This window comes from Marinobacter salarius, from assembly GCF_032922745.1.
GTDB lineage: Bacteria > Pseudomonadota > Gammaproteobacteria > Pseudomonadales > Oleiphilaceae > Marinobacter.
In genome coordinates this window covers 3,130,442-3,148,864 of record NZ_CP136693.1, presented here as the reverse complement: position 1 = coordinate 3,148,864, position 18,423 = coordinate 3,130,442, and the positions used below count along the sequence as shown (strand labels likewise).

The 18,423-nt window shown below is 55.5% G+C and carries 21 protein-coding genes and 2 pseudogenes; 15 read left to right on the top strand and 8 right to left on the bottom strand.

Features of this window, described 5'->3' with window-relative positions:
- Positions 1-235 precede the first annotated feature (235 nt).
- Entirely contained in the window at positions 236-805 is a 570-nt protein-coding gene (locus tag R1T46_RS14545; protein WP_317305914.1) for a pyridoxamine 5'-phosphate oxidase family protein, read from the top strand.
- Between the two features lie 126 nt (positions 806-931).
- Here R1T46_RS14545 and R1T46_RS14540 read toward each other — a convergent pair whose 3' ends face one another.
- Both R1T46_RS14540 and R1T46_RS14535 read right to left on the bottom strand, forming a co-directional pair.
- Positions 932-1,075, bottom strand: a complete 144-nt coding sequence (locus R1T46_RS14540) for a hypothetical protein (RefSeq protein WP_164732124.1) — start codon at positions 1,073-1,075, stop codon at positions 932-934.
- 173 nt (positions 1,076-1,248) lie between these two features.
- Positions 1,249-2,124, bottom strand: a complete 876-nt coding sequence (locus tag R1T46_RS14535; RefSeq protein WP_317305912.1) for a PhzF family phenazine biosynthesis protein — start codon at positions 2,122-2,124, stop codon at positions 1,249-1,251.
- Positions 2,125-2,264: 140 nt separating this feature from the next.
- On the opposite strand from R1T46_RS14535, the gene R1T46_RS14530 reads away from it, so the two are divergent.
- On the top strand, positions 2,265-2,534 hold the full coding sequence (locus R1T46_RS14530) for a LysR family transcriptional regulator (RefSeq protein ID WP_317305911.1): 270 nt from the start codon (positions 2,265-2,267) through the stop codon (positions 2,532-2,534).
- Positions 2,535-2,612: 78 nt separating this feature from the next.
- Here R1T46_RS14530 and R1T46_RS14525 read toward each other — a convergent pair whose 3' ends face one another.
- Both R1T46_RS14525 and R1T46_RS14520 read right to left on the bottom strand, forming a co-directional pair.
- On the bottom strand, positions 2,613-3,002 hold the full coding sequence (locus tag R1T46_RS14525; RefSeq protein ID WP_008295667.1) for a YkvA family protein: 390 nt from the start codon (positions 3,000-3,002) through the stop codon (positions 2,613-2,615).
- A 70-nt stretch (positions 3,003-3,072) separates the two neighbouring features.
- A complete protein-coding gene (locus R1T46_RS14520) occupies positions 3,073-4,128 on the bottom strand; it encodes a DNA-binding protein (RefSeq protein WP_023659525.1) in 1,056 nt (351 codons plus the stop codon).
- A 195-nt stretch (positions 4,129-4,323) separates the two neighbouring features.
- Here R1T46_RS14520 and R1T46_RS14515 point away from each other — a divergent pair, with 195 nt between their 5' ends.
- Complete coding sequence (locus R1T46_RS14515; RefSeq protein ID WP_023659524.1) at positions 4,324-5,313, top strand: site-specific integrase; 990 nt, start codon at positions 4,324-4,326, stop codon at positions 5,311-5,313.
- Positions 5,314-5,335: 22 nt separating this feature from the next.
- Here R1T46_RS14515 and dmeF read toward each other — a convergent pair.
- The 4 genes and pseudogenes from dmeF to merR all read right to left on the bottom strand — a co-directional run bounded on the left by dmeF (position 5,336) and on the right by merR (position 8,234).
- Positions 5,336-6,016: pseudogene (gene dmeF, locus R1T46_RS14510) on the bottom strand (CDF family Co(II)/Ni(II) efflux transporter DmeF).
- 251 nt (positions 6,017-6,267) lie between these two features.
- Positions 6,268-6,705, bottom strand: a complete 438-nt coding sequence (locus R1T46_RS14505) for a TIGR01244 family sulfur transferase (RefSeq protein ID WP_008295672.1) — start codon at positions 6,703-6,705, stop codon at positions 6,268-6,270.
- Positions 6,706-6,893: 188 nt separating this feature from the next.
- Positions 6,894-7,592 (bottom strand): MBL fold metallo-hydrolase, encoded by a 699-nt coding sequence (locus tag R1T46_RS14500; RefSeq protein ID WP_008295674.1) that lies wholly within the window; start codon positions 7,590-7,592, stop codon positions 6,894-6,896.
- Positions 7,593-7,805: 213 nt separating this feature from the next.
- Positions 7,806-8,234: an Hg(II)-responsive transcriptional regulator gene (gene merR, locus R1T46_RS14495; protein WP_015077956.1), complete on the bottom strand. Its 429-nt coding sequence runs from the start codon at positions 8,232-8,234 to the stop codon at positions 7,806-7,808.
- Positions 8,235-8,307: 73 nt separating this feature from the next.
- Here merR and merT point away from each other — a divergent pair, with 73 nt between their 5' ends.
- The 12 genes and pseudogenes from merT to R1T46_RS14435 all read left to right on the top strand — a co-directional run bounded on the left by merT (position 8,308) and on the right by R1T46_RS14435 (position 18,396).
- Positions 8,308-8,658 carry a mercuric ion transporter MerT gene (gene merT, locus R1T46_RS14490; RefSeq protein WP_273195526.1) on the top strand — a complete coding sequence of 117 codons (351 nt, stop codon included), beginning with the start codon at positions 8,308-8,310 and terminating at the stop codon, positions 8,656-8,658.
- A gap of 37 nt (positions 8,659-8,695) precedes the next feature.
- Complete coding sequence (merP, locus tag R1T46_RS14485) at positions 8,696-8,992, top strand: mercury resistance system periplasmic binding protein MerP (protein ID WP_023659522.1); 297 nt, start codon at positions 8,696-8,698, stop codon at positions 8,990-8,992.
- 18 nt (positions 8,993-9,010) lie between these two features.
- Positions 9,011-9,227 (top strand): annotated as a pseudogene (gene merF / locus R1T46_RS14480) (mercury resistance system transport protein MerF).
- Positions 9,228-9,232: 5 nt separating this feature from the next.
- Positions 9,233-10,636 (top strand): mercury(II) reductase, encoded by a 1,404-nt coding sequence (gene merA / locus R1T46_RS14475; protein WP_288372397.1) that lies wholly within the window; start codon positions 9,233-9,235, stop codon positions 10,634-10,636.
- Positions 10,637-10,649: 13 nt separating this feature from the next.
- Positions 10,650-11,273, top strand: a complete 624-nt coding sequence (gene merB / locus R1T46_RS14470) for an organomercurial lyase MerB (protein ID WP_015077958.1) — start codon at positions 10,650-10,652, stop codon at positions 11,271-11,273.
- A gap of 1 nt (position 11,274) precedes the next feature.
- Entirely contained in the window at positions 11,275-11,676 is a 402-nt protein-coding gene (locus tag R1T46_RS14465; RefSeq protein WP_273195536.1) for a MerR family transcriptional regulator, read from the top strand.
- Between the two features lie 59 nt (positions 11,677-11,735).
- The gene (locus tag R1T46_RS14460; RefSeq protein ID WP_348121071.1) at positions 11,736-11,978 is read left to right on the top strand and encodes a mercury resistance system transport protein MerF; all 243 of its coding nucleotides are present in this window, start codon (positions 11,736-11,738) and stop codon (positions 11,976-11,978) included.
- 63 nt (positions 11,979-12,041) lie between these two features.
- Positions 12,042-12,437 (top strand): group III truncated hemoglobin, encoded by a 396-nt coding sequence (locus R1T46_RS14455; protein ID WP_015077961.1) that lies wholly within the window; start codon positions 12,042-12,044, stop codon positions 12,435-12,437.
- Between the two features lie 88 nt (positions 12,438-12,525).
- Positions 12,526-13,827 (top strand): Glu/Leu/Phe/Val family dehydrogenase, encoded by a 1,302-nt coding sequence (locus R1T46_RS14450; RefSeq protein WP_119516124.1) that lies wholly within the window; start codon positions 12,526-12,528, stop codon positions 13,825-13,827.
- Positions 13,828-13,895: 68 nt separating this feature from the next.
- Positions 13,896-14,642, top strand: coding sequence for a sterol desaturase family protein (locus tag R1T46_RS14445; protein ID WP_218972799.1), 747 nt, complete (start codon positions 13,896-13,898; stop codon positions 14,640-14,642).
- An 81-nt stretch (positions 14,643-14,723) separates the two neighbouring features.
- Positions 14,724-17,696, top strand: coding sequence for a Tn3 family transposase (locus R1T46_RS14440; RefSeq protein ID WP_273681880.1), 2,973 nt, complete (start codon positions 14,724-14,726; stop codon positions 17,694-17,696).
- Positions 17,697-17,718: 22 nt separating this feature from the next.
- Positions 17,719-18,396, top strand: a complete 678-nt coding sequence (locus R1T46_RS14435; RefSeq protein ID WP_317305902.1) for a LysR substrate-binding domain-containing protein — start codon at positions 17,719-17,721, stop codon at positions 18,394-18,396.
- The last annotated feature ends 27 nt before the right edge of the window (positions 18,397-18,423 follow it).

Below are 18,423 nucleotides of genomic sequence, written 5' to 3'. Positions count from 1 at the left end.
ATTCCGCTGATGTTGGAAAATTGCCTTGTTTTGACCACTTGGACGCTGGCCTCGAGCAGTACGTTACGTTTTGCATTCCCAGTTGAAACAGGGTGGGGATTCCTCTCAAACCCAGCACCTTCGTGGCGACATTGAGTCTGTTTTAAAATAATGATGACACGACGTAACACTTGAGCCTGAAAAGTTACTGGTAGTAAATGGGAGAACAGATTTATGAAAACCTCAGGAGCCCAACATGGCGCACAAGTTTGCGGAAATCGCTTTTACCAGTACGGTTAAGCAGGTCCAAGAGGAAATGGGCAGTCGGACCGGTTACTCGTCCATTGAATCCGGACTCGACCGTAACAACCTGCTCAGGGATCGGGAACGGGTGTTCATCGAGGCCCGGGACAGCTTTTACATTGCCAGTGTCAGTGAAACCGGTTGGCCCTACATCCAGCATCGGGGCGGGCCAGCCGGATTTTTGAAGGTCATCGACCAGTCGACCATTGGTTTTGCGGACTACTCGGGCAACCGCCAGTACGTCACGACTGGCAACGTGCTTACCAATGATCGGGTTTCATTGTTCCTGATGGACTACCCGAATCGGCGGAGACTGAAACTGCTTGGCAGGATGGCACTGGTTGGTCCTGAGCCATCATCAATTCTCGACCGATTACAGGACGAGAGCTATAAAGCCCAAGTAGAGAGGGGCATGATCATTCGGGTCGAGGCCTTTGACTGGAACTGTCAGCAACACATTACACCCCGTTACACGCAGTCGGAGGTGGACGCCTTTATCGAGTCGATGGGTGATCAAGGCTAAAACAGCGTTAGAGGGTTGACTGCAAGGGCAGGGCCGGGAAATACAGGAACTGGATCGAAGAGTGAAGGCTTTGTATCAAGAGTGCGTGGGCGGCCACCAGGACCGCCCATTGTCGTTTTGGGCGGCTTAGTTGCCAGTACCCAGTTCGACAGTTTCAACTGCAGGATTATTGCCGCGCTCGATATCTCCCTGGCTAACACCTTCGGCTTGCGCGAATGCAGAGAAAGCGAGTACAGAAAAAACGAGAAAGAATTTGTTGATTGCGTTCATGTGATATTCCACCTTTTAAGAGAATTAGATTAGACAACGTCGCCTCATTGGCTTGATTGAAATTCTCTCTGTTTCCCGGCTGCAGAAAAAATTGTCTTGCGATATGCAGCTCATCACATCCGATGATGGGTTCGGATGAACACGTTCAGTTCCGGTGACGGAAAGGCGGAACATCAAACAGTAACTTCGGTGACTTCTTTCAGCGCACCTCGACCACCGGCAAAAAGCCGTCCGATCTTGCCATCTGAATCAATATGCAGACGCACATTGATTACACTGGCGGAGGGCGGTGACATCCAGCGACCCTGCTCAACCGTGAATTCATGCTTGTCGATGCCAAGGAACTCCCGTAGGTAACACGCCAGCGGGCCAGCAGCCATGCCCGTTGCAGACTCTTCCCGAATTCCATATCGGGGCCCGAACATTCGGGCTCCTGCGTCTCGTCCATCTCCGACGCCATCAAAGGAAAAAACGTAAAACCCAATCAAATCAAGAGCGTCACTCAGCTGCTCAATCAAAGCCAAATCTGGCTGGAGGCCTTTGATAGTGTCAACGTCCCGAATTCCGATTACGACAAAGCTATTGCCTGTATTCACCAGTGTCGGCTTCGCACCCGCAATCAGATCAGCGCTGGTTATTCCAAGTGCCCGAAGCGTCAATTGAAGATCCGCACTGTTCAGCGGCTCATAGCGAGGGGCTTTCTGCTCCATATACGCTGAGTCGCCCTCCATCTTTATCGACCTGCATCCATCAATCGTTTCCTTGGATGACTGATCGTGTGCCAACAGGCCGTTTTGACGGAGATAACTGAATGTCGCGATCGTCGCGTGCCCGCAGTGAGCGATCTGCTGGGTTGGCGTAAAGAACTCCAGCTTTATATCCGCTGAATCGGACGGAGAAACAAATGCCGTTTCCGACAAGCCGACAGCGGCTGCGATCTTCTGTTTTTGCTCAGAGCTGAACCGCTCTGCGTGAAGTACAACGCCTGCCGGATTTCCGCCGGAATCACCGTCAACAAATGCACTTACAATTGGGACTTCAATCTTCATGATGGTCGCTCCCTTAATTTTTCCAGAATGGTATTTGTATTCCTGCTCAACCTGAATTCTTTCAATCGACGGTTCCGGGAACAAACGGGTAAAATTGGACTATGCTTAATTAAAAATTAACCGTAAGCAGAGCGACTCCAATGCAGAGACTCCCTCCGCTAAGGGCGTTGCAGGCATTTCGGTACGCCGCCCGAGAATTGAGCTTCAAGGCCGCAGCGGAGGCTCTGAATATCTCCCAGGCAGCCGTCAGCACCCACATCCGTGGCCTCGAAGATTTTCTTGGTTTGAAGCTCTTTGTTCGTTTAACCCGTGAAGTCAGATTGACGCACGAAGGCAGGGCGCTTTCAGGGTATGTGGAAACGGGCTTTCAGGAACTGGAAAGAGGCATTGAGGGTCGGCAACGATTCTGACGAAATCCTCCAAAAAGCGCATTAACCATCTGTTTTACAAGCCCTAAATTAACTATTTCATCGCGTGCAGACGATGCGTTACCTGCCGTATTCCCACACCCAGTAGCCAAAAGCCGCGGCACATAAAAGCCATGTGCCAATAACGACTGCGGCCGCAACGTGGCTGATCGGCTTGGTTGCCACTTTAGCTGCTTTCGAGCGACTCGCTTCTATCACATTCGATGGCGTCAGCTTGATGACAAGGACGATGCCCAGCGGGACCAAGATAATGTCGTCAAGATAGCCCAGGATCGGTATGAAGTCCGGAATGAGATCAATTGGACTCATGGCGTACGCTGCGATTGCGAGCGCAAGCAGCCGAACGACTATGGGGGTATTCGAGTCTCGCGCCACAAAATAAACCGTCAGCGCATCATGCTGAATGCGTTTTGCCGCAGCTCGCAGCCTGCCAAAGGTCACGGTAGACATCTAAACTTCTCCTTGCGCGATTGGCATTACTCGCAACTCTCAGGGATGATCAGGCCGAGACAATAGCGGGCTATTTAGCCAGGCTTGTTTGTAGTTGTTTCAACTGACCCTGGAGGACAGCTTTTTCCTGCAGTAATTCGCGATTCTGATCGTTGAGGAACTGGTTTCGGTCGTCAGCCGCTGCCACGCGCTCTCTGAGGTCGGAGATCCGCTGCTGGCAGGCCGCGAGATGTTTTTCAGAATCCGTTAGGGCCGCACCAAGCTTCTCCCGGTGTTCGGCGTCGCTATCTCGCTCCAGCTGGAGGCGGTCGACTGTCGCTTCCAGCGTTTCTGTTCGCGTTGCCCATTGTGTTATGACGGCCTGGCTCGCGTGCAACTTTTCTTTCAAGTTTTCAGCGTGATCCTGACTGGCCTCATAGCGCTGGTTTATTTGGTCGCGATGTTGTCTCAGCGTGTCGCGGTCCTGTTCGCTGGAGCGGAGCTGCTGCGTCAGCTGATCCACCTGACCCTCCAGCCCTGACTGGGTCCTGTGGAACTGGTCCCGTTCATGACGGCGATCCTCGGCAATCTCCTGCTGGTAGTGCTCGAAATGGCTGCGGATATCGCGGTTTTCCTGCTTCATCTCTTGGACGGTTGCAGTGGTCTCACTGAGTTTCTCCTGACTTGCCTCCAGTTTGGACGTGAGTGAGGCCGCCCGGTGCTGTTCCTGTTGCAGAGCGTGGGCCTGGGCATCGCTTTCGTTGCGAAGCGCTTCATTGGCCTTCTCCAGCCCGCAGCGTTGCTCTTCCAGTGACTCGCACCGCTGCCGCACCTCTTCCAGCTCGGTGCGCCATTGCTGTTCCAGCGTCTGGTGCGCTTCGCGCTCCTGCGTAATACGTTCATCGGCCGCGTATTGAGCTCGCTCATGCAGGGCTTTCACGGCGGCCACCAAGTCAGCCGGGAGTCCGTTCAGATCCGCTGCGGCTTCGCTGCCTGTTTTCCAACGTTTCAGCATTGGCCCGAGAGTGCTGCGACTGCCGGTACCGAGCTCCGATCGCACCCGGTCGACAGTGGGCTCGTCACCGCGTTGGCGGACGCGTTGCGCAGCGTTGGCGACATCCTGGTAGGTAATTCCGGCGCGGGCCATGACATGCCTCATTTTTATCATATAACGTGATATGTAATATTACGTTATTTATGAGATAATTAACAAAGTTAATTTAAGACCCATAACGCACGTTAAAGCGTATTAACGTGCGTTAGAGTGTGGTCTGCTCTATTCTGCCCCTGTAACACCGGTACACCACCGGCTCTTGAGAGCACGCCTCGAATTGGAGTGATCATGGATCCAAAACCCACCACCAGGTCCACATTACGTAATACGGAAAAGACCCTGTTAGCCGATTCGGCTAATCGGTACATCCACATGGCCACCACGGACAACACGCGCCGAACCTACCGTGCGGCCATTCGAAGCTTTGAGCGCTGGGGCGGACGTCTACCGACACAGCCGGCGACCTTGGCGGCCTACCTGTCCGACCAGGCAGTCGCGCTTAATCCTCGCACGCTGGATGTCTACCTGACGGCCCTGGGGCGCTGGCACCAGACTCAGGGATTGCGTGATCCCGCTCGGGACCCTGGCGTGCGCAAAACGTTGGAAGGGATTCGTCGCGTCCATGGTCGGCCGAAACGGCAAGCCCGGGCGCTGCGCCTCGAACACATTGCCGTCTTTCTGCAAACACTCCAGCAGCAGCCTGACTCGCTCAAGAAGCATCGCGACTGGGCCCTGCTGCAGGTCGGTTTTTTTGGGGCGTTTCGCCGCAGTGAGTTGGTGACTATTGAAGTGGAGGATTTGTCGTGGGAGCCGGAAGGGCTTGTGGTGACTCTGCCGCGCTCGAAAACGGATCCTCACGGTGAGGGGCTAAAGCGGGCCCTGCCTCGGGGCAACGGGCCGGTCTGCCCGGTCAGTGCCCTCGAAAACTGGCTAAAGCGCGCGGGCATTCACGAAGGACCCGTCTTTCGAGCCGTCAATCGCTGGGATCGGTTGCAACCCCAAGCCCTCTCAGGCGGGTCAGTGAACCGTATCCTGAAGGCGCTCGGGGAAACCTGCGACCTGGACTTCGTGCCGACCCTGAGCAGTCACAGCTTCCGGCGCGGTTTATCCACCGCCGCCGCGCGGGAGAAGGTCGACTTTGCGCAGATCAAGCGTCAGGGCGGCTGGAAGCATGACGGGACGGTGCGGGGCTACATCGAGGAAGGGCAGCAGTTTACGGACAACGCCGCAAGCACCCTGCTGGCCAAAGTTGCTAGCCTGATCGAGGGCTCCGATTAATGTTTAGTATGACAGTGGTTGGCTACCCATCCTGAGAGAGTTCGCAATGCATTGGACAGGTATGGACTATCACAGTCACATGCACAAGTGATGCGTTATCCGTTTGGATACGATCGCGGTAATGACCGGGCGGCTGAGGGTCATGGGTAACGACCGCGACAATCGCAGCATACAAGTTAGGCCCAATCGACCAAACATGAAGATCACTCACGCGCGTATCGCCGCATTCTACCGCTCGTTTAACGCCCTGCTGGATACCGGTTTGCTGTTGATCGAGTAACACGCGCGATGTGGCTTTCAATAATCCCCAAGACCACCGGGTAATGAGAATGGCACCGACGATACCCATTGCCGGGTCCATCCAGTTCCACCCGGCGTATTTACCCGCAAGCAGAGCCACGATGGCCAATACAGAGGTGAGCGCATCGGCCAACACGTGGAAATAGGCCGCACGGCGGTTGTGGTCGTGATGGTCATGAGAGTGGTGTGAATCGTCTTCCTGGTGGGCATGACTGTGGTCATGGTGGTCGCCAAGAATTTATGCCGACACGCCGTTGACGATCAGTCCGATGATCGCTACGAAAATAGCGCCGTTGAACGAAATCGTGACCGGATGGATAAAGCGATCAATGCTCTCAACCACCATGAAGAGAGCGAAGCCGGCCAGGAGTACGGCGCCCGTGAACCCTCCCAGCGCATTCACTTTGCCGGTACCGAAACTGAACCGCGAGCTCGATGCGTTTGAGTTCGGCAACCCCGTTGGGGCGAATCACACCGGCGAGTTGTAGAGCCTGGAAAGCACTGTGGGGCGCGTTATCCAGTGGGTGGCGCGTCCTTTTTATTTGGGCCAGTAGATGTGACGATCATCAACGACAAAGTCATGCTCGTGAGCCCTCGGATGGCACCAAGGCATTTTGACATTTTAAGGCCAGTTTTAACGGGACGATCTCGCGATCACTTCTGACCCATCCGATTCCGATATATCTCAAGATCGTCCCGCAGTGGTTCCAGATCATAGCCGGCTGCGCTGGCTTGGCTGAGCAGGTCCGCGATCGGATAGTGAGCCGCCTTGGCATAGGCCCACAAGTGGATGGCGCGCTTCCCGGTGCGACAATAGCCGAGAACCGGGTCCGTGGATGATTGCAAAGCGCTGGCAAAAGCCTCGATATCCTCAGGGGCGTACTTTCCCGGTTCGACTGGAATTTCGTACCACGTCATGCCCAGGGACTCTGCCTTGTTTTTCAGGGTTTGGGTATCAGGCTGGTCGTCCGTTTCATTTCGAGCTCTGCTGGCAATAATCGTGCGGAAACCCGCGTTTGCCAGTTGTTCAATATCGTCAATACCAGGTTGCGCCGTTACACTAAAGCGCTCATCAAGTTGTTTGATATCCATCGAATATCTCCTTTAATTTCAGGGAACTTCTGAATAAGTTTATGTCAGCTCATAGCGGCTGGGTTTATCCAAAAAGAGACCGGCGAGAATGCCAGCAAGGATCGCTATCGCCAGGGCACGATCGAGGCCGGACTCAGTACTCAATGCAGAGTGCTGCGCCATTGGGTAACAATCCATGCTTACAAACGTCACGGTTGCTTTCCGCATGCCAGATTTGCAGGCACGGCAACATCCATCAGTTTGGGGTCGGGCAAGTTAAGATTATTCATGATCCGGGCGTACTCGGCTTCCGATTTGCCCGCCAGACGTGGGTTGTAATGCTTCTCCTCGTAGATGGAGGAGCTCAGCATTCCTTTGTAGTCATGCGCTGGATATACCAACGTATCGTCAGGTAAGCGGAACAGTTTGTTAACGATAGAATCGTAGCTCTTGCGTGGGTCGCCGCCCTGAAAATCAGTCCGGCCACTACCGCGAATCAATAACACATCGCCAGTGAATACCGCCTTCTGGTCGCCCTGATTCCAGTAAAAACTGAAGGATTCATCAGTGTGACCCGGAGTGTAAATGGCTTCCAACCGAATGCCGTCGATATCAATTCGATCACCTTCCGATACATGTTCTGATACGCATTCCGCGTTAGTAAATTCACCCATGATGGTGACGCATTGGGTGGCGTCACGCAGATCACCAAGGGCAGTGACGTGGTCAGCATGAGTGTGGGTATCAATCGCCCGGACAAGCTTAAGATCAAGTTGATTAATTAACCCAAGATAGGCCTCCGTCGACTCTTTTACGGGGTCGATGATGAGCGCTTCTCGACCCCGGCCGGACGCAATGAGATAGGTGTAGGTGCTGGATGTTTTGTCGAAGAACTGACGGAACAGCATGAATTTCAACCTTGCGAAAAACGCTAAAAGATATAAGGGTGTAACTAAATGTAATAATAGCAAAGGTAGCTGTCAATCGCAGGGCGAGTGGGCGCCATGCCTAGTGTCTCGCCCTTCGGGAGGCCCTGCTTTTTTTGGTTGGTGAGGTTAGCGTACCTCCCTTCAGCCCTTAATTTTGTGTACGCCTCGTTCACGGACTGTCTTGTTCTTTAATCAGGTAAAAGCCGAGTTTTCAAGCCCATCCTGGAGCGATGTGATTAATGGGCATTCAACATTCCCACGCTGAGCGCAGCATTCCTGCACTAACCCGTCCAGCGCACGCTCGATGCGTCGCAGGCTTGAAATTTTCGCCCGCACACTGGCTAGTTTTTGCTCGCCCAATACCCGTGCTTCATCGCAATGGGTACCGTCCTGCAGTGTCAGCAGCCCTCCGATTTCATCCAGACTGAACCCCAGCCACTGGGCCGTTCGAATAAAGTGCAGGCGGGCCAACGCCTGATCGTCGTAATGGCGGATGCTTCCATAGGGCTTTTCAGGCTCTGCCACTAACCCCCGGCGCTGGTAATAGCGGATGGTTTCCACTCCCATACCGGCGGCTTTGGCCAGGGCTCCAATGGTCATTGAGTGTTGTTTTTTGGACATAGGGGTTGATTCCGTAGCTGACTACGGGAGTAACCTTACCTCAGTCACCCATTTTTAGAAAGGAGCCATCGTAATGTCAGAGTCCAAATCCGGTCGCGGTTCGCTGATCGCAGGAGGGATTGCCGCTGCTCTGGCGTCTGCCTGTTGTCTTGGCCCCCTGGTCTTGATCACGTTGGGCATTTCCGGTGCCTGGATCGGCAGCCTGGCCGCCCTGGAACCCTATCGGCCCTGGTTCATCGGTGCGGCACTGGTGGCGATGGTCTTTGCCTGGCGCCGGATATATCGACCTGTCGGGGCCTGCCAGCCGGGCGATGTTTGCGCGGTACCGCAAGTGCGCACGGCCTACAAGGTCGTTTTCTGGATCGTCGCGCTGCTCATTCTGACTGCGTTGGCTTTCCCCTTCGTCTTACCGCTGTTTTACTGAAACCTGATCCACTATGTTGACTGAGAGGCACTACACCATGAAAAAGTCCCTGATTGCTGCCGTACTGTTTACGCTGTTCAGCCTGCCTGCCCTGGCTGCGCAACAAACGGTGACCTTGTCCGTTCCAGGCATGACCTGTTCGGCCTGCCCGATTACGGTTAAAGCTGCCCTAAAGCGGGTCGACGGCGTGAGCGCTGTGGATGTCCGATATGAGGAACGTGATGCGACGGTTACCTACGACGATGAGAAAACCTCCGTTGAGGCGCTGACTCAAGCCACGACTAACGCGGGTTACCCGTCCACGTTGAAACAGCCCCAGGCGAAACAGGAGTAACCATGCGAACCCCAAACCTTGTTGCGGGTGAGCATCATTTGCACCGTGCTGGTCGCGCTGTTTCACGCCGATACTGGTGGTTTTGCTAGGAACGTTAGGCCTGGCTGCCCTGACCGGTTATCTCGACTACGTGCTGTTGCCCGCACTGGTCTTATTTATTGGCCTGACCTGTTATGCCGTCTGGCGCAAGAAGAAACACGACGCCTGCTGCGATAGTCCATCAACTAAGGAGTAACATTTATGAGTGACGACAACCTGCACATTGCTGTGATTGGCAGCGGCGGTAGTGCCATGGCTGCCGCCCTGAAGGCGACTGAACGCGGTGCCCGGGTGACACTGATCGAACGCGGCACCATTGGCGGAACCTGCGTCAACATTGGCTGTGTGCCCTCTAAAATCATGATTCGGGCGGCTCACATCGCCCACCTTCGCCAGGAAAGCCCGTTTGATGACGGCCTGAGCGCCCAGGCGCCGGTGGTGAATCGTCCGGCGCTGCTTGCTCAGCAACAGGGACGAGTGGAGGAACTGCGCGAGTCCAAGTACCAGAATATTCTCAATGACAATGCCGCGATTACCGTCCTCAAGGGCGAGGCGCGGTTCGTGGACGAGCGCACGCTGACGGTTACGCTCAACGCCGGCGGCGAACAGACGGTGAGCTTTGACCGGGCCTTTATCGGCACGGGCGCAAGACCCGCCGAACCACCCGTTCCGGGGCTGTCCGAAACTCCCTATCTCACCTCCACCAGTGCGCTGGAACTGGATCACATTCCCGAGCGCCTCGTCGTAATCGGTGCCTCGGTGGTGGCCATCGAACTGGCGCAGGCCTTTGCACGCCTCGGCAGCCAGGTCACGGTTCTGGCCCGCAGCCGGGTGCTGTCACAGGAAGATCCGGCGGTGGGTGAAGCCGTGGAAGCGGCCTTCCGTCGTGAGGGCATCGAGGTGCTCAAGCAGACCCAGGCCAGCGAAGTGAGCCACGACGGTCAGCTGTTTACCATGCAGACCAACGCCGGCACGATACAGGCAGAGCAACTGCTGGTCGCCAGTGGTCGCACACCCAATACCGAAAACCTCAACCTGGAGGCCATCGGCGTTGCCACCGAGGGCGGTGCGATCCAGATTGACAAACATCTCCAAACCACTGCGTCGGGCATCTATGCCGCGGGCGATTGCACCGACCAGCCCCAGTTTGTCTACGTGGCCGCCGCCGGTGGTAGCCGGGCCGCCATCAATATGACCGGCGGTGACGCCAGCCTCGACCTCAGCGCCATGCCTGCGGTGATTTTTACTGATCCGCAAGTTGCTACCGTAGGCCTGTCCGAGGCAGATGCTGCAGCGGTGGGATATGACACCGACAGCCGCACCCTGACCCTCGATAACGTGCCACGGGCGCTGGTTAACTTCGATACCGGGGGCTTCATCAAGATCGTCGCGGAGCGTGAAAGCGGGCAATTACTGGGTGTTCAGGCCGTGGCAGGCGAGGCCGGTGAACTGATTCAGACTGCTGTGATGGCCTTACGCGCACGCATGACCGTTAACGACATTGCGAATGAGTTGTTTCCCTACCTGACGATGGTCGAAGGGCTCAAGCTCTGTGCCCAGACCTTTACCAAAGACGTCAGCCAGCTGTCCTGTTGTGCGGGATAGAATGGCGACGCCCATGAATGACATCCGTCAAATCGTGGAACGGCTAGGTCTGACCGGAGAAAGGGAAGCCGCGCTTCATGTGACGCTGTTGCGCGAGCTTGCCCTGGGACAACCGGTCACTATTGAGCGGCTCGCGAAGTCGCTCAACTGGACACCTGATGAGGTGGTGTTGGTGCTCGACGAACTGCCTGCTGGAACCATCGAGTACGACGGCCAGGGACGGCTGATCGGCTACGGCATCACACTGCGTGAAACACCGCATGCGTTTGTCGTAAACGACCAGACACTCTACACCTGGTGTGCACTTGATGCTTTGATGTTTCCAATCGTCATTGACGAACATGCGCAGGTTCAATCGCCTTGTCCGCATACCAACAAACCGGTCACCTTGACGGTTACGCCACAGGGGGTGCTTTTGCTCCAGCCGGAGGACGCGGTCATCTCTTTAGTATCGGTGGCCGCAGAGGGAGACATTCGAAGTGCCTTTTGTTGCGACGTCCTCTTCTTTGCCTCTCGACAGGCCGGGGAGGCCTGGTGCCGAGATAAACCGCACGCGAACATTGTGAGTGTTCAGGAAGGTTTCGAACTGGGTCAGCGGATTGCGCACCTTATACTCGACAGGGCAAGAAGCCACTAGCATGACGGTAAACACTCGAATGGTAAAACCCAGCCTTGAACGTGGGCCGGGGCCACAAACAGAAGGCTACGTCATTTCCGAGGCGGCCCGTCTCTGTGGCCTGTCTGTGCATCAGATCCGGACTTATCTGGATATGCGATTGGTGTACGCCTGTAGTACTACCCAAGCTGGTTTTCGCTTATTCGATGACAGCTGCCTGGAACGGCTGAAGTTAATCTGCTCCTGTCGTGAAGCCGGTCTCGGTCTACCCGAGATTACCGAGTTTATACAGGCGCTGGATAGCGGAGATGAACGGCAGTGCCGAGCCGTCGAACGGCAAATACAACACACGATTGGTGTTAAAAGAGCCGCGCTGAATCGCTGCACCCAAGTACTAACCAAGGCGGCACGTGGACATGACTGATAAGGCGCGCGAACCGGCCGAGGTATCCAGGCCGCTCACCGGTTACCTGTGGGGGGGTATTGGCGGTGCTGAGTTGCCCCTGTCATTTGCCGATTCTTGCCATCGTGCTGACCGGAACGGGTGCCGGCGTTTTTCTCGGGGACTACTGGGTAATCGTGGGTATCGCACTGACCGGTTATCTGGATTACGTCTTGCTGCCGGCCCTGGCCATTTTCATCGGCCTGACCGTCTACGCGCTATGGCGCAAGAGGCAGTACGATGCTTGCTGCGATACCCCGTCTGAGAAGGAGTCACAACCGTAAGTCGCGCAAACACCCACGCTCGCCAGCTACCGAGTACATCACCGTTTAGCCAGGAGCACCGCCATGCACTCAACCCCGCGCGATCTCGACACGCCCGAGGCCATCGCCGAGTTGCTGGATGCCTTCTACCGGAAGGTCCTGGCTGATGATCGCCTGCGCACGCTGTTCGTGGACGTGGCAGATATCGAGCTCGAAACGCACTTGCCGCACATCCGCGCCTACTGGTGCAAGCTGCTGCTCGGCGAACGCGACGGCTACCGGCGCAACATGGTCGCCCGCCACTTGGCGTTGCACGCGCGACACCCTTTGCAGATTGATGACTTCGAACGCTGGCTGAAGCTGTTTCGGGAGACCGTGAACGAAGATTTCGCAGGGCCGAGCGCAGACCGCGCCAAGACATTAGCAACACGGATCGCGGGGAATCTTGTGCAACTTACACGCTCACCAATCAACACGTAACGGACGATCGCACAACCCACTTTCAATGGAAAGCTGAATCATAAGACATCGCAAAACACTTTTGCGGGTTCGATAAGGAGTCACAACCATGAGTCATTCCAACGCCCAAGCCTTCGGTGACAACGGTCACCTGAACGGGATTTTTAACCAACTTGACGTCCCTGATGACGTTCGCAGGCGTCTGGCCCAGCCGCAGCAGAGCGTGCAGGTCAACATCCCGATCCGCATGGACGACGGCACCTTGCAATTCTTTCCGGCCTGGCGCATACGCTACGACGACACTCGCGGACCAAGCAAGGGGGGCATTCGTTTTCATCCGGACGTGAGCGCGGAAGAAGTCACGGCGTTGAGCTTCTGGATGACCATCAAGTGCGCGGTGGTGGACCTGCCATTCGGCGGTGCCAAAGGTGGTGTTCGGGTCGACCCCAAGGCGCTCTCCCGACTGGAACTGGAACGTCTGTCGCGTGGCTATATCCGCGCCTTTCATGACCTCATCGGGCCGGACAGTGACATCCCGGCACCGGATGTCAACACCAACGACACCATCATGGGTTGGATGGCCGACGAATTTGCCCAGATCGAACGCCGTCAGGTACCGGCCACCATCACCGGCAAACCTTTAGGGCTGGGCGGTTCCAGGGGTCGCACCGCGGCCACCGGGCGTGGTGCGCTGCAGGTGCTTGATCTGTGGGCCGAGCGCCGCAGTAAAACGCATGAAGAACTCCGTGTGGCGGTCCAGGGTTTCGGCAATGCCGGTTATCACTTCGCTCGGCTGGCACGCGAGCGCGGCTATCGGATCGTCGCGCTGTCGGATTCCCAGGGTGCCATCTATGCTGCTGACGGACTCGATCCAGACCCGATCTGGCGCCATAAGCACAAGAACCGGGAGCTCAAGGGCATGGTTTACTGTGATGAATCGGTCTGCCAGGAAGCCGACGTCGAGCAACTGACCAACGAAGAGCTGCTGGCTCTTGATGTCGATGTACTGGTACTAGCCGCACTGGAGGACGCCGTCACCGAGCAAAATGCCGCGACCGTAAATGCCGCCACGATCCTGGAAATTGCCAACGGGCCCGTCAGTAATGCGGCCGATGACCAATTAGCCAAACGCGGTGTCGAGGTGCTACCGGATGTACTGGTCAATGCCGGCGGTGTGATCGTCAGCCATCTGGAATGGGTGCAGAACCGTATCGGTGATACCTGGTCCGAAGACGAAGTCAATCGGCGCCTCACCGAACGCCTGGCCCGCGAGGCCGGCGCCTGTTTCGACCGGGCGGAGGAAGGTAACACAACGCTGCGGACCGCGGCCTATACACAGGCCATCGGCCGCATCGCCGATGCCATGGCGCAACAAGGCACGCAGGGCTATTTCAACGATCACCGAGCATAAGAGGTAAAGCCATACTTGACCACGAGGCAGTCATCCGGCTTGGGATCTTCACGGGCATCCTGCTTGTAATGATACTTGCCGAAGCCGCCGCACCACGTCGCGACCAGCGCTACACTCGCCGGCAGCGGTGGCCACATAACCTCTTGATGGTCGTGGTGGACACCCTGGTCGTTCGGCTATTGTTTCCCGTGGCCGCCGTCGGAGCTGCGGTGATGGCGAATGAGCAGGCGTGGGGACTGCTAAATCTGGCCAATCTGCCAGTTTGGTTGTCAGTCCTTTTGGGGACGATCGCGCTTGATCTCGCAATCTACTTTCAGCATCGCATCTTTCATGCAGTGCCCTGGCTCTGGCGCTTGCATCGTATGCACCATGCGGATTTGGAATTCGACGTAACGACGGGCCTGCGTTTCCATCCTCTGGAAATTGTGCTCTCCATGGCCATTAAAATCACCGTCGTGGTTGCGCTGGGAGCACCTGCGATTGCGGTACTGATTTTCGAAGTGATTCTCAATGCAACCTCAATGTTCAACCACGGAAACGTACGATTGCCTCAAGGGCTGGAGCAAAAGTTGAGACGGTTGGTGGTCACGCCGGATATGCACCGCGTGCATCATTCGATTGTTCCTGAAGAGACAAATAGCAACTTTGGTTTTAATTTGCCTTGGTGGGACCGGTTTTTTGGCACCTATCGGGATAAACCTGCCGCTGGCCATATTGGAATGGTCATCGGCATCGAGGATTTTCGAGAGCCGCGGGACCTCCGGTTGGATCAGATGCTGATTCAGCCATTTCGCAGCACCTACCGACGCCCCTGATCATTGTAAGCACTATCATCAGGAGTTCTTCATTTAATCGGAAAGACCTCATCATGGGGCACTGATAGAAAAGGTCCGTACATGAGTGGCCTCCACGAAACCGCCTATCCGCGATTGAAGGCGGACGTCTCTGAACAGGAACTGGCGGAAATCTATACACCCACCGCCAAAGAATGTGCCTTTGCCAGAAAGCACGGCCGAACACCGGCTGCTCGTGGTGCCTTGTTAATTCTCCTGAAAACGGTTCAGCGCTTAGGCTACTTCGTGAATCTCAAAACGGTCCCGCGGCCCATCACAGCGCATATCCTGGCCTGCGACGACCTTTTACCCGTCCCATTGAGCCAGCTCAGGGAATACGACCGCAATGGTGGCGCCCGTCAGCGGATGTTGGACGCGATTCGTCAACAGGTGGGCATCAAGGCGTTTACCGTCGAAGGCAAGGCTATCGTGAGGGACTTGGCGCGTGAAGCGGCAACCACCAAGCAAGATCTGGCGGACATTATCAATGTGGTGATCGAAGAGCTGGTGCGCCAGCGTTTTGAACTGCCGGGTTTTTCAACGCTGCAACGGTCCGCGCGTCAGGCTCGCAGCACGGTTAATACAGGTTACTTTCGGACGCTCAGTGCGGGTTTGACGGCGCAGCAAAAACAGGAATTTGACCGGCTGCTGCAAGTGCCAGACGATTCATCTCATACCAGTTGGCATAAACTGAAACAGGAACCCAAAAAGCCGACCAATACGGAAGTGAAGAAGTATCTTCAGCACCTGGAATGGCTTCAGGGCTGGTGTCAACGATTGCCCGCTGTTGATCACATTCCAGCCGCCAAGTATCACCACTTCATACTGGAAGCACGAGCGCTTGGCGCGGCCAACATCAAGGCTATGCAAAGCACCAAACGCTATGCCTTGATGATTCTGTTGGTCCATGCCCAATTGCGTCGCGCAATGGACGATGCCGTCGACATCTTTGTCCGCAAGATGCGCAACATCAAGACTAAGGCGGAAGCCAACCTGAACCAGTATCATCTGGATCACATGAAACGGATGGACAAACTGGTCGCTCAACTGCGTGACGTGCTGACCGCCGTTCAGGAAGCGCCGACGGATTCCGAGCGAGGTGCCCGAGTGGCGGCTGCCATCCAGAGCGACCCTGATGAATTACTGGCCGAGTGTGAGGAACACATGGCCTATGCTGGCAATAACTTCATCCCGTTTATGCTGCAACCCTATCGCCCGTTACGCCCCCTGCTATTCAATTGCCTTGAACTACTGGATCTGACGGCAACCAGCCACGATCAATCCTTGATTGAGGCGATTGCGACTCTGAAAAAGCACCGGCACAGCCGCAAGGAATGCCTTGTGCTCAGCACTCAACCCGTCGACGTGTCCTGGCTACCGGAGCGTTGGCGCCGTCTCATATTGGGGTCCGGGTCAAGCCAGCTACTGCCCGGTATGGTCTACCGGAAGTATTTCGAGCTGGGCGTACTAACGCAGGTGAAGCGTGAACTGATTTCCGGCGATCTCGCGGTCGCGAATAGCGACCAGTACAGCGACTACCGCGATCAGCTCGTGGATTGGAGTGTCTATGATGCCCAAATAGCGGACTACAGTGCGATGGTTGATATCGCATCCGACCCAGCCGCTTTTGTGGCGCAGGCCCGCTCACGCTTGAGCGAAACGGCGGACCGCATTGACCGTAACTTCCCGGAGAATGAATACGCCGTCTTCAATGGTGAAGAGCTGGTGATCCGGAAGCACCGTCGCACAGCGCCTCCCGATGGGCTGGCCGAAATTGACAAACAGTTATCCCAGAATTTGCCCGAAAAGAATATTCTCGACATCCTGGTGGAAGCCGAAAAATGGCTGGGGCTCCACAAACGCTTTGGACCACTTTCCGGTTTTGAGAGCAAGCTGGAAGACCCACGTACCCGCTTTGTTTCGACCTTGTTTTGCTATGGCTGCAATCTCGGGCCAACTCAGACCGCCCGATCCATCACGACACTTAATCGCCGGCAGGTGTCCTGGCTCAACCTGCGGCACGTCACCGAAGAGCGCTTGGAGCAGGCCATTGTGCAGGTTATCAATGCCTACAACCGCTACCGGCTGCCGCGACACTGGGGAACTGGCCAGCGGGCTGCCGCCGATGGCACAAAATGGAATCTGTACGAACAGAATCTGCTATCGGAATACCACATACGGTACGGTGGCTACGGCGGGGTGGGCTACTACCACGTCTCCGACAAATACATCGCGCTGTTCAGCCACTTCATCCCTTGCGGCGTTTATGAGGCCATTTACATCCTTGACGGGCTGATCAAAAACGATTCCGATATCCAGCCTGACACCTTGCATGGCGATACTCAGGCGCAAAGTGCGCCCGTCTTCGGGTTGGCTTACCTGCTGGGTATCAACCTGATGCCCCGCATCCGGAATCTGAAGCAGCTGGTGTTCTACAAGCCTGACAAACGCCAACGGTATGAGCACATCAATGCCTTGTTCAGCGAAACCATTAACTGGCAACTGATCGAAACCCATGTGCCCGACATGCTCCGGGTGGCGCTATCGATAAAGGCAGGGAAAATAGCACCGTCCACGGTATTGCGACGTTTAGGTACCGCAAGCCTCAAGAATAAACTCTACTTTGCTTTCCGGGAACTGGGGCGGGTAGTTCGGACAACCTTTCTTCTGGACTACATTGGCAGCGTGGAGTTGCGGCGAACCATTCATGCGGAGACGAACAAAACGGAGGAGTTCAACCAGTTCGTAAAATGGCTATTTTTCGGCGGCGAGGGGGTGATCGCCGAGAATATCCGCCACGAGCAACGGAAGGTGATCAAATATAACCACTTGGTGGCCAACCTGGTCATTCTTCACAATGTGGAGTCGATGACGTTAACCCTTAAAGATCTCAAGGATCGCGGCCATCATATTGATCACGATATTCTCAAAGGATTGGCCCCATACCGCACGGACCATATCAACCGATTTGGCGATTATACGCTTGATTTTGAACGGCAGGTTTCACCCATGAGCTACAACGCCAAAATAATTTAAATACAATAGGTTAAGGCACATTTTGGAGGATTTCGTCAGAATCGTTGCCGACCCTCGCATTGCGCTGTTTGCGCCGGATTCTGATCCCGTACACTTAACTGTGGCAACGGTGCCGTCTTTTGCCAGCCGATGGCTTGTTCCCCGGATCGATTCGTTTCAGAAAGCTTACCCGCAAATCAGGATAAGCCTGCAGCCCAATCTTCATTTGGTCGATTTTCAGGGTGATGGTGTCGACCTGGCGGTCTGTTTCGGCAATGGTGATTACCCCGGGCTTCAGTCCAAGCCCTTGCTGGAGGAAAAACTTCTGCCGGTATGTCACAGCAGGCTTATCGATAACGAACCCGTGACGCCAGAACGCTTAGCTGGGTTACCCTGGCTTGTTGATGAATCAATCGACATGGAAAGCTCGTGGAGGGCGTTTCAGGAAGAGCTTGGCATCGAAATACCTGACAGCTCCATAACACTTCGAGTGACAGAAGGGACAACGCTCGTAGAAGCAGTCCTGGCCGGCCGAGGCATTGCATTAATGCGATACAGCCTCGTCGCCGACCTTCTTAAAACAGGCTTGCTTCAGTGTCCAATAGATATTTCGGTGCCGGCGGAATATCAGTACTACCTCGTTGCGCCAGAAGCAAAATTTCGTACCGATAAGGTTCGTGCGTTTGTTTCGTGGATTAGCGGGAAAGTGAGTTCGAAGTGAGTGGAGAACCACAGAAAGTGCTAAGTT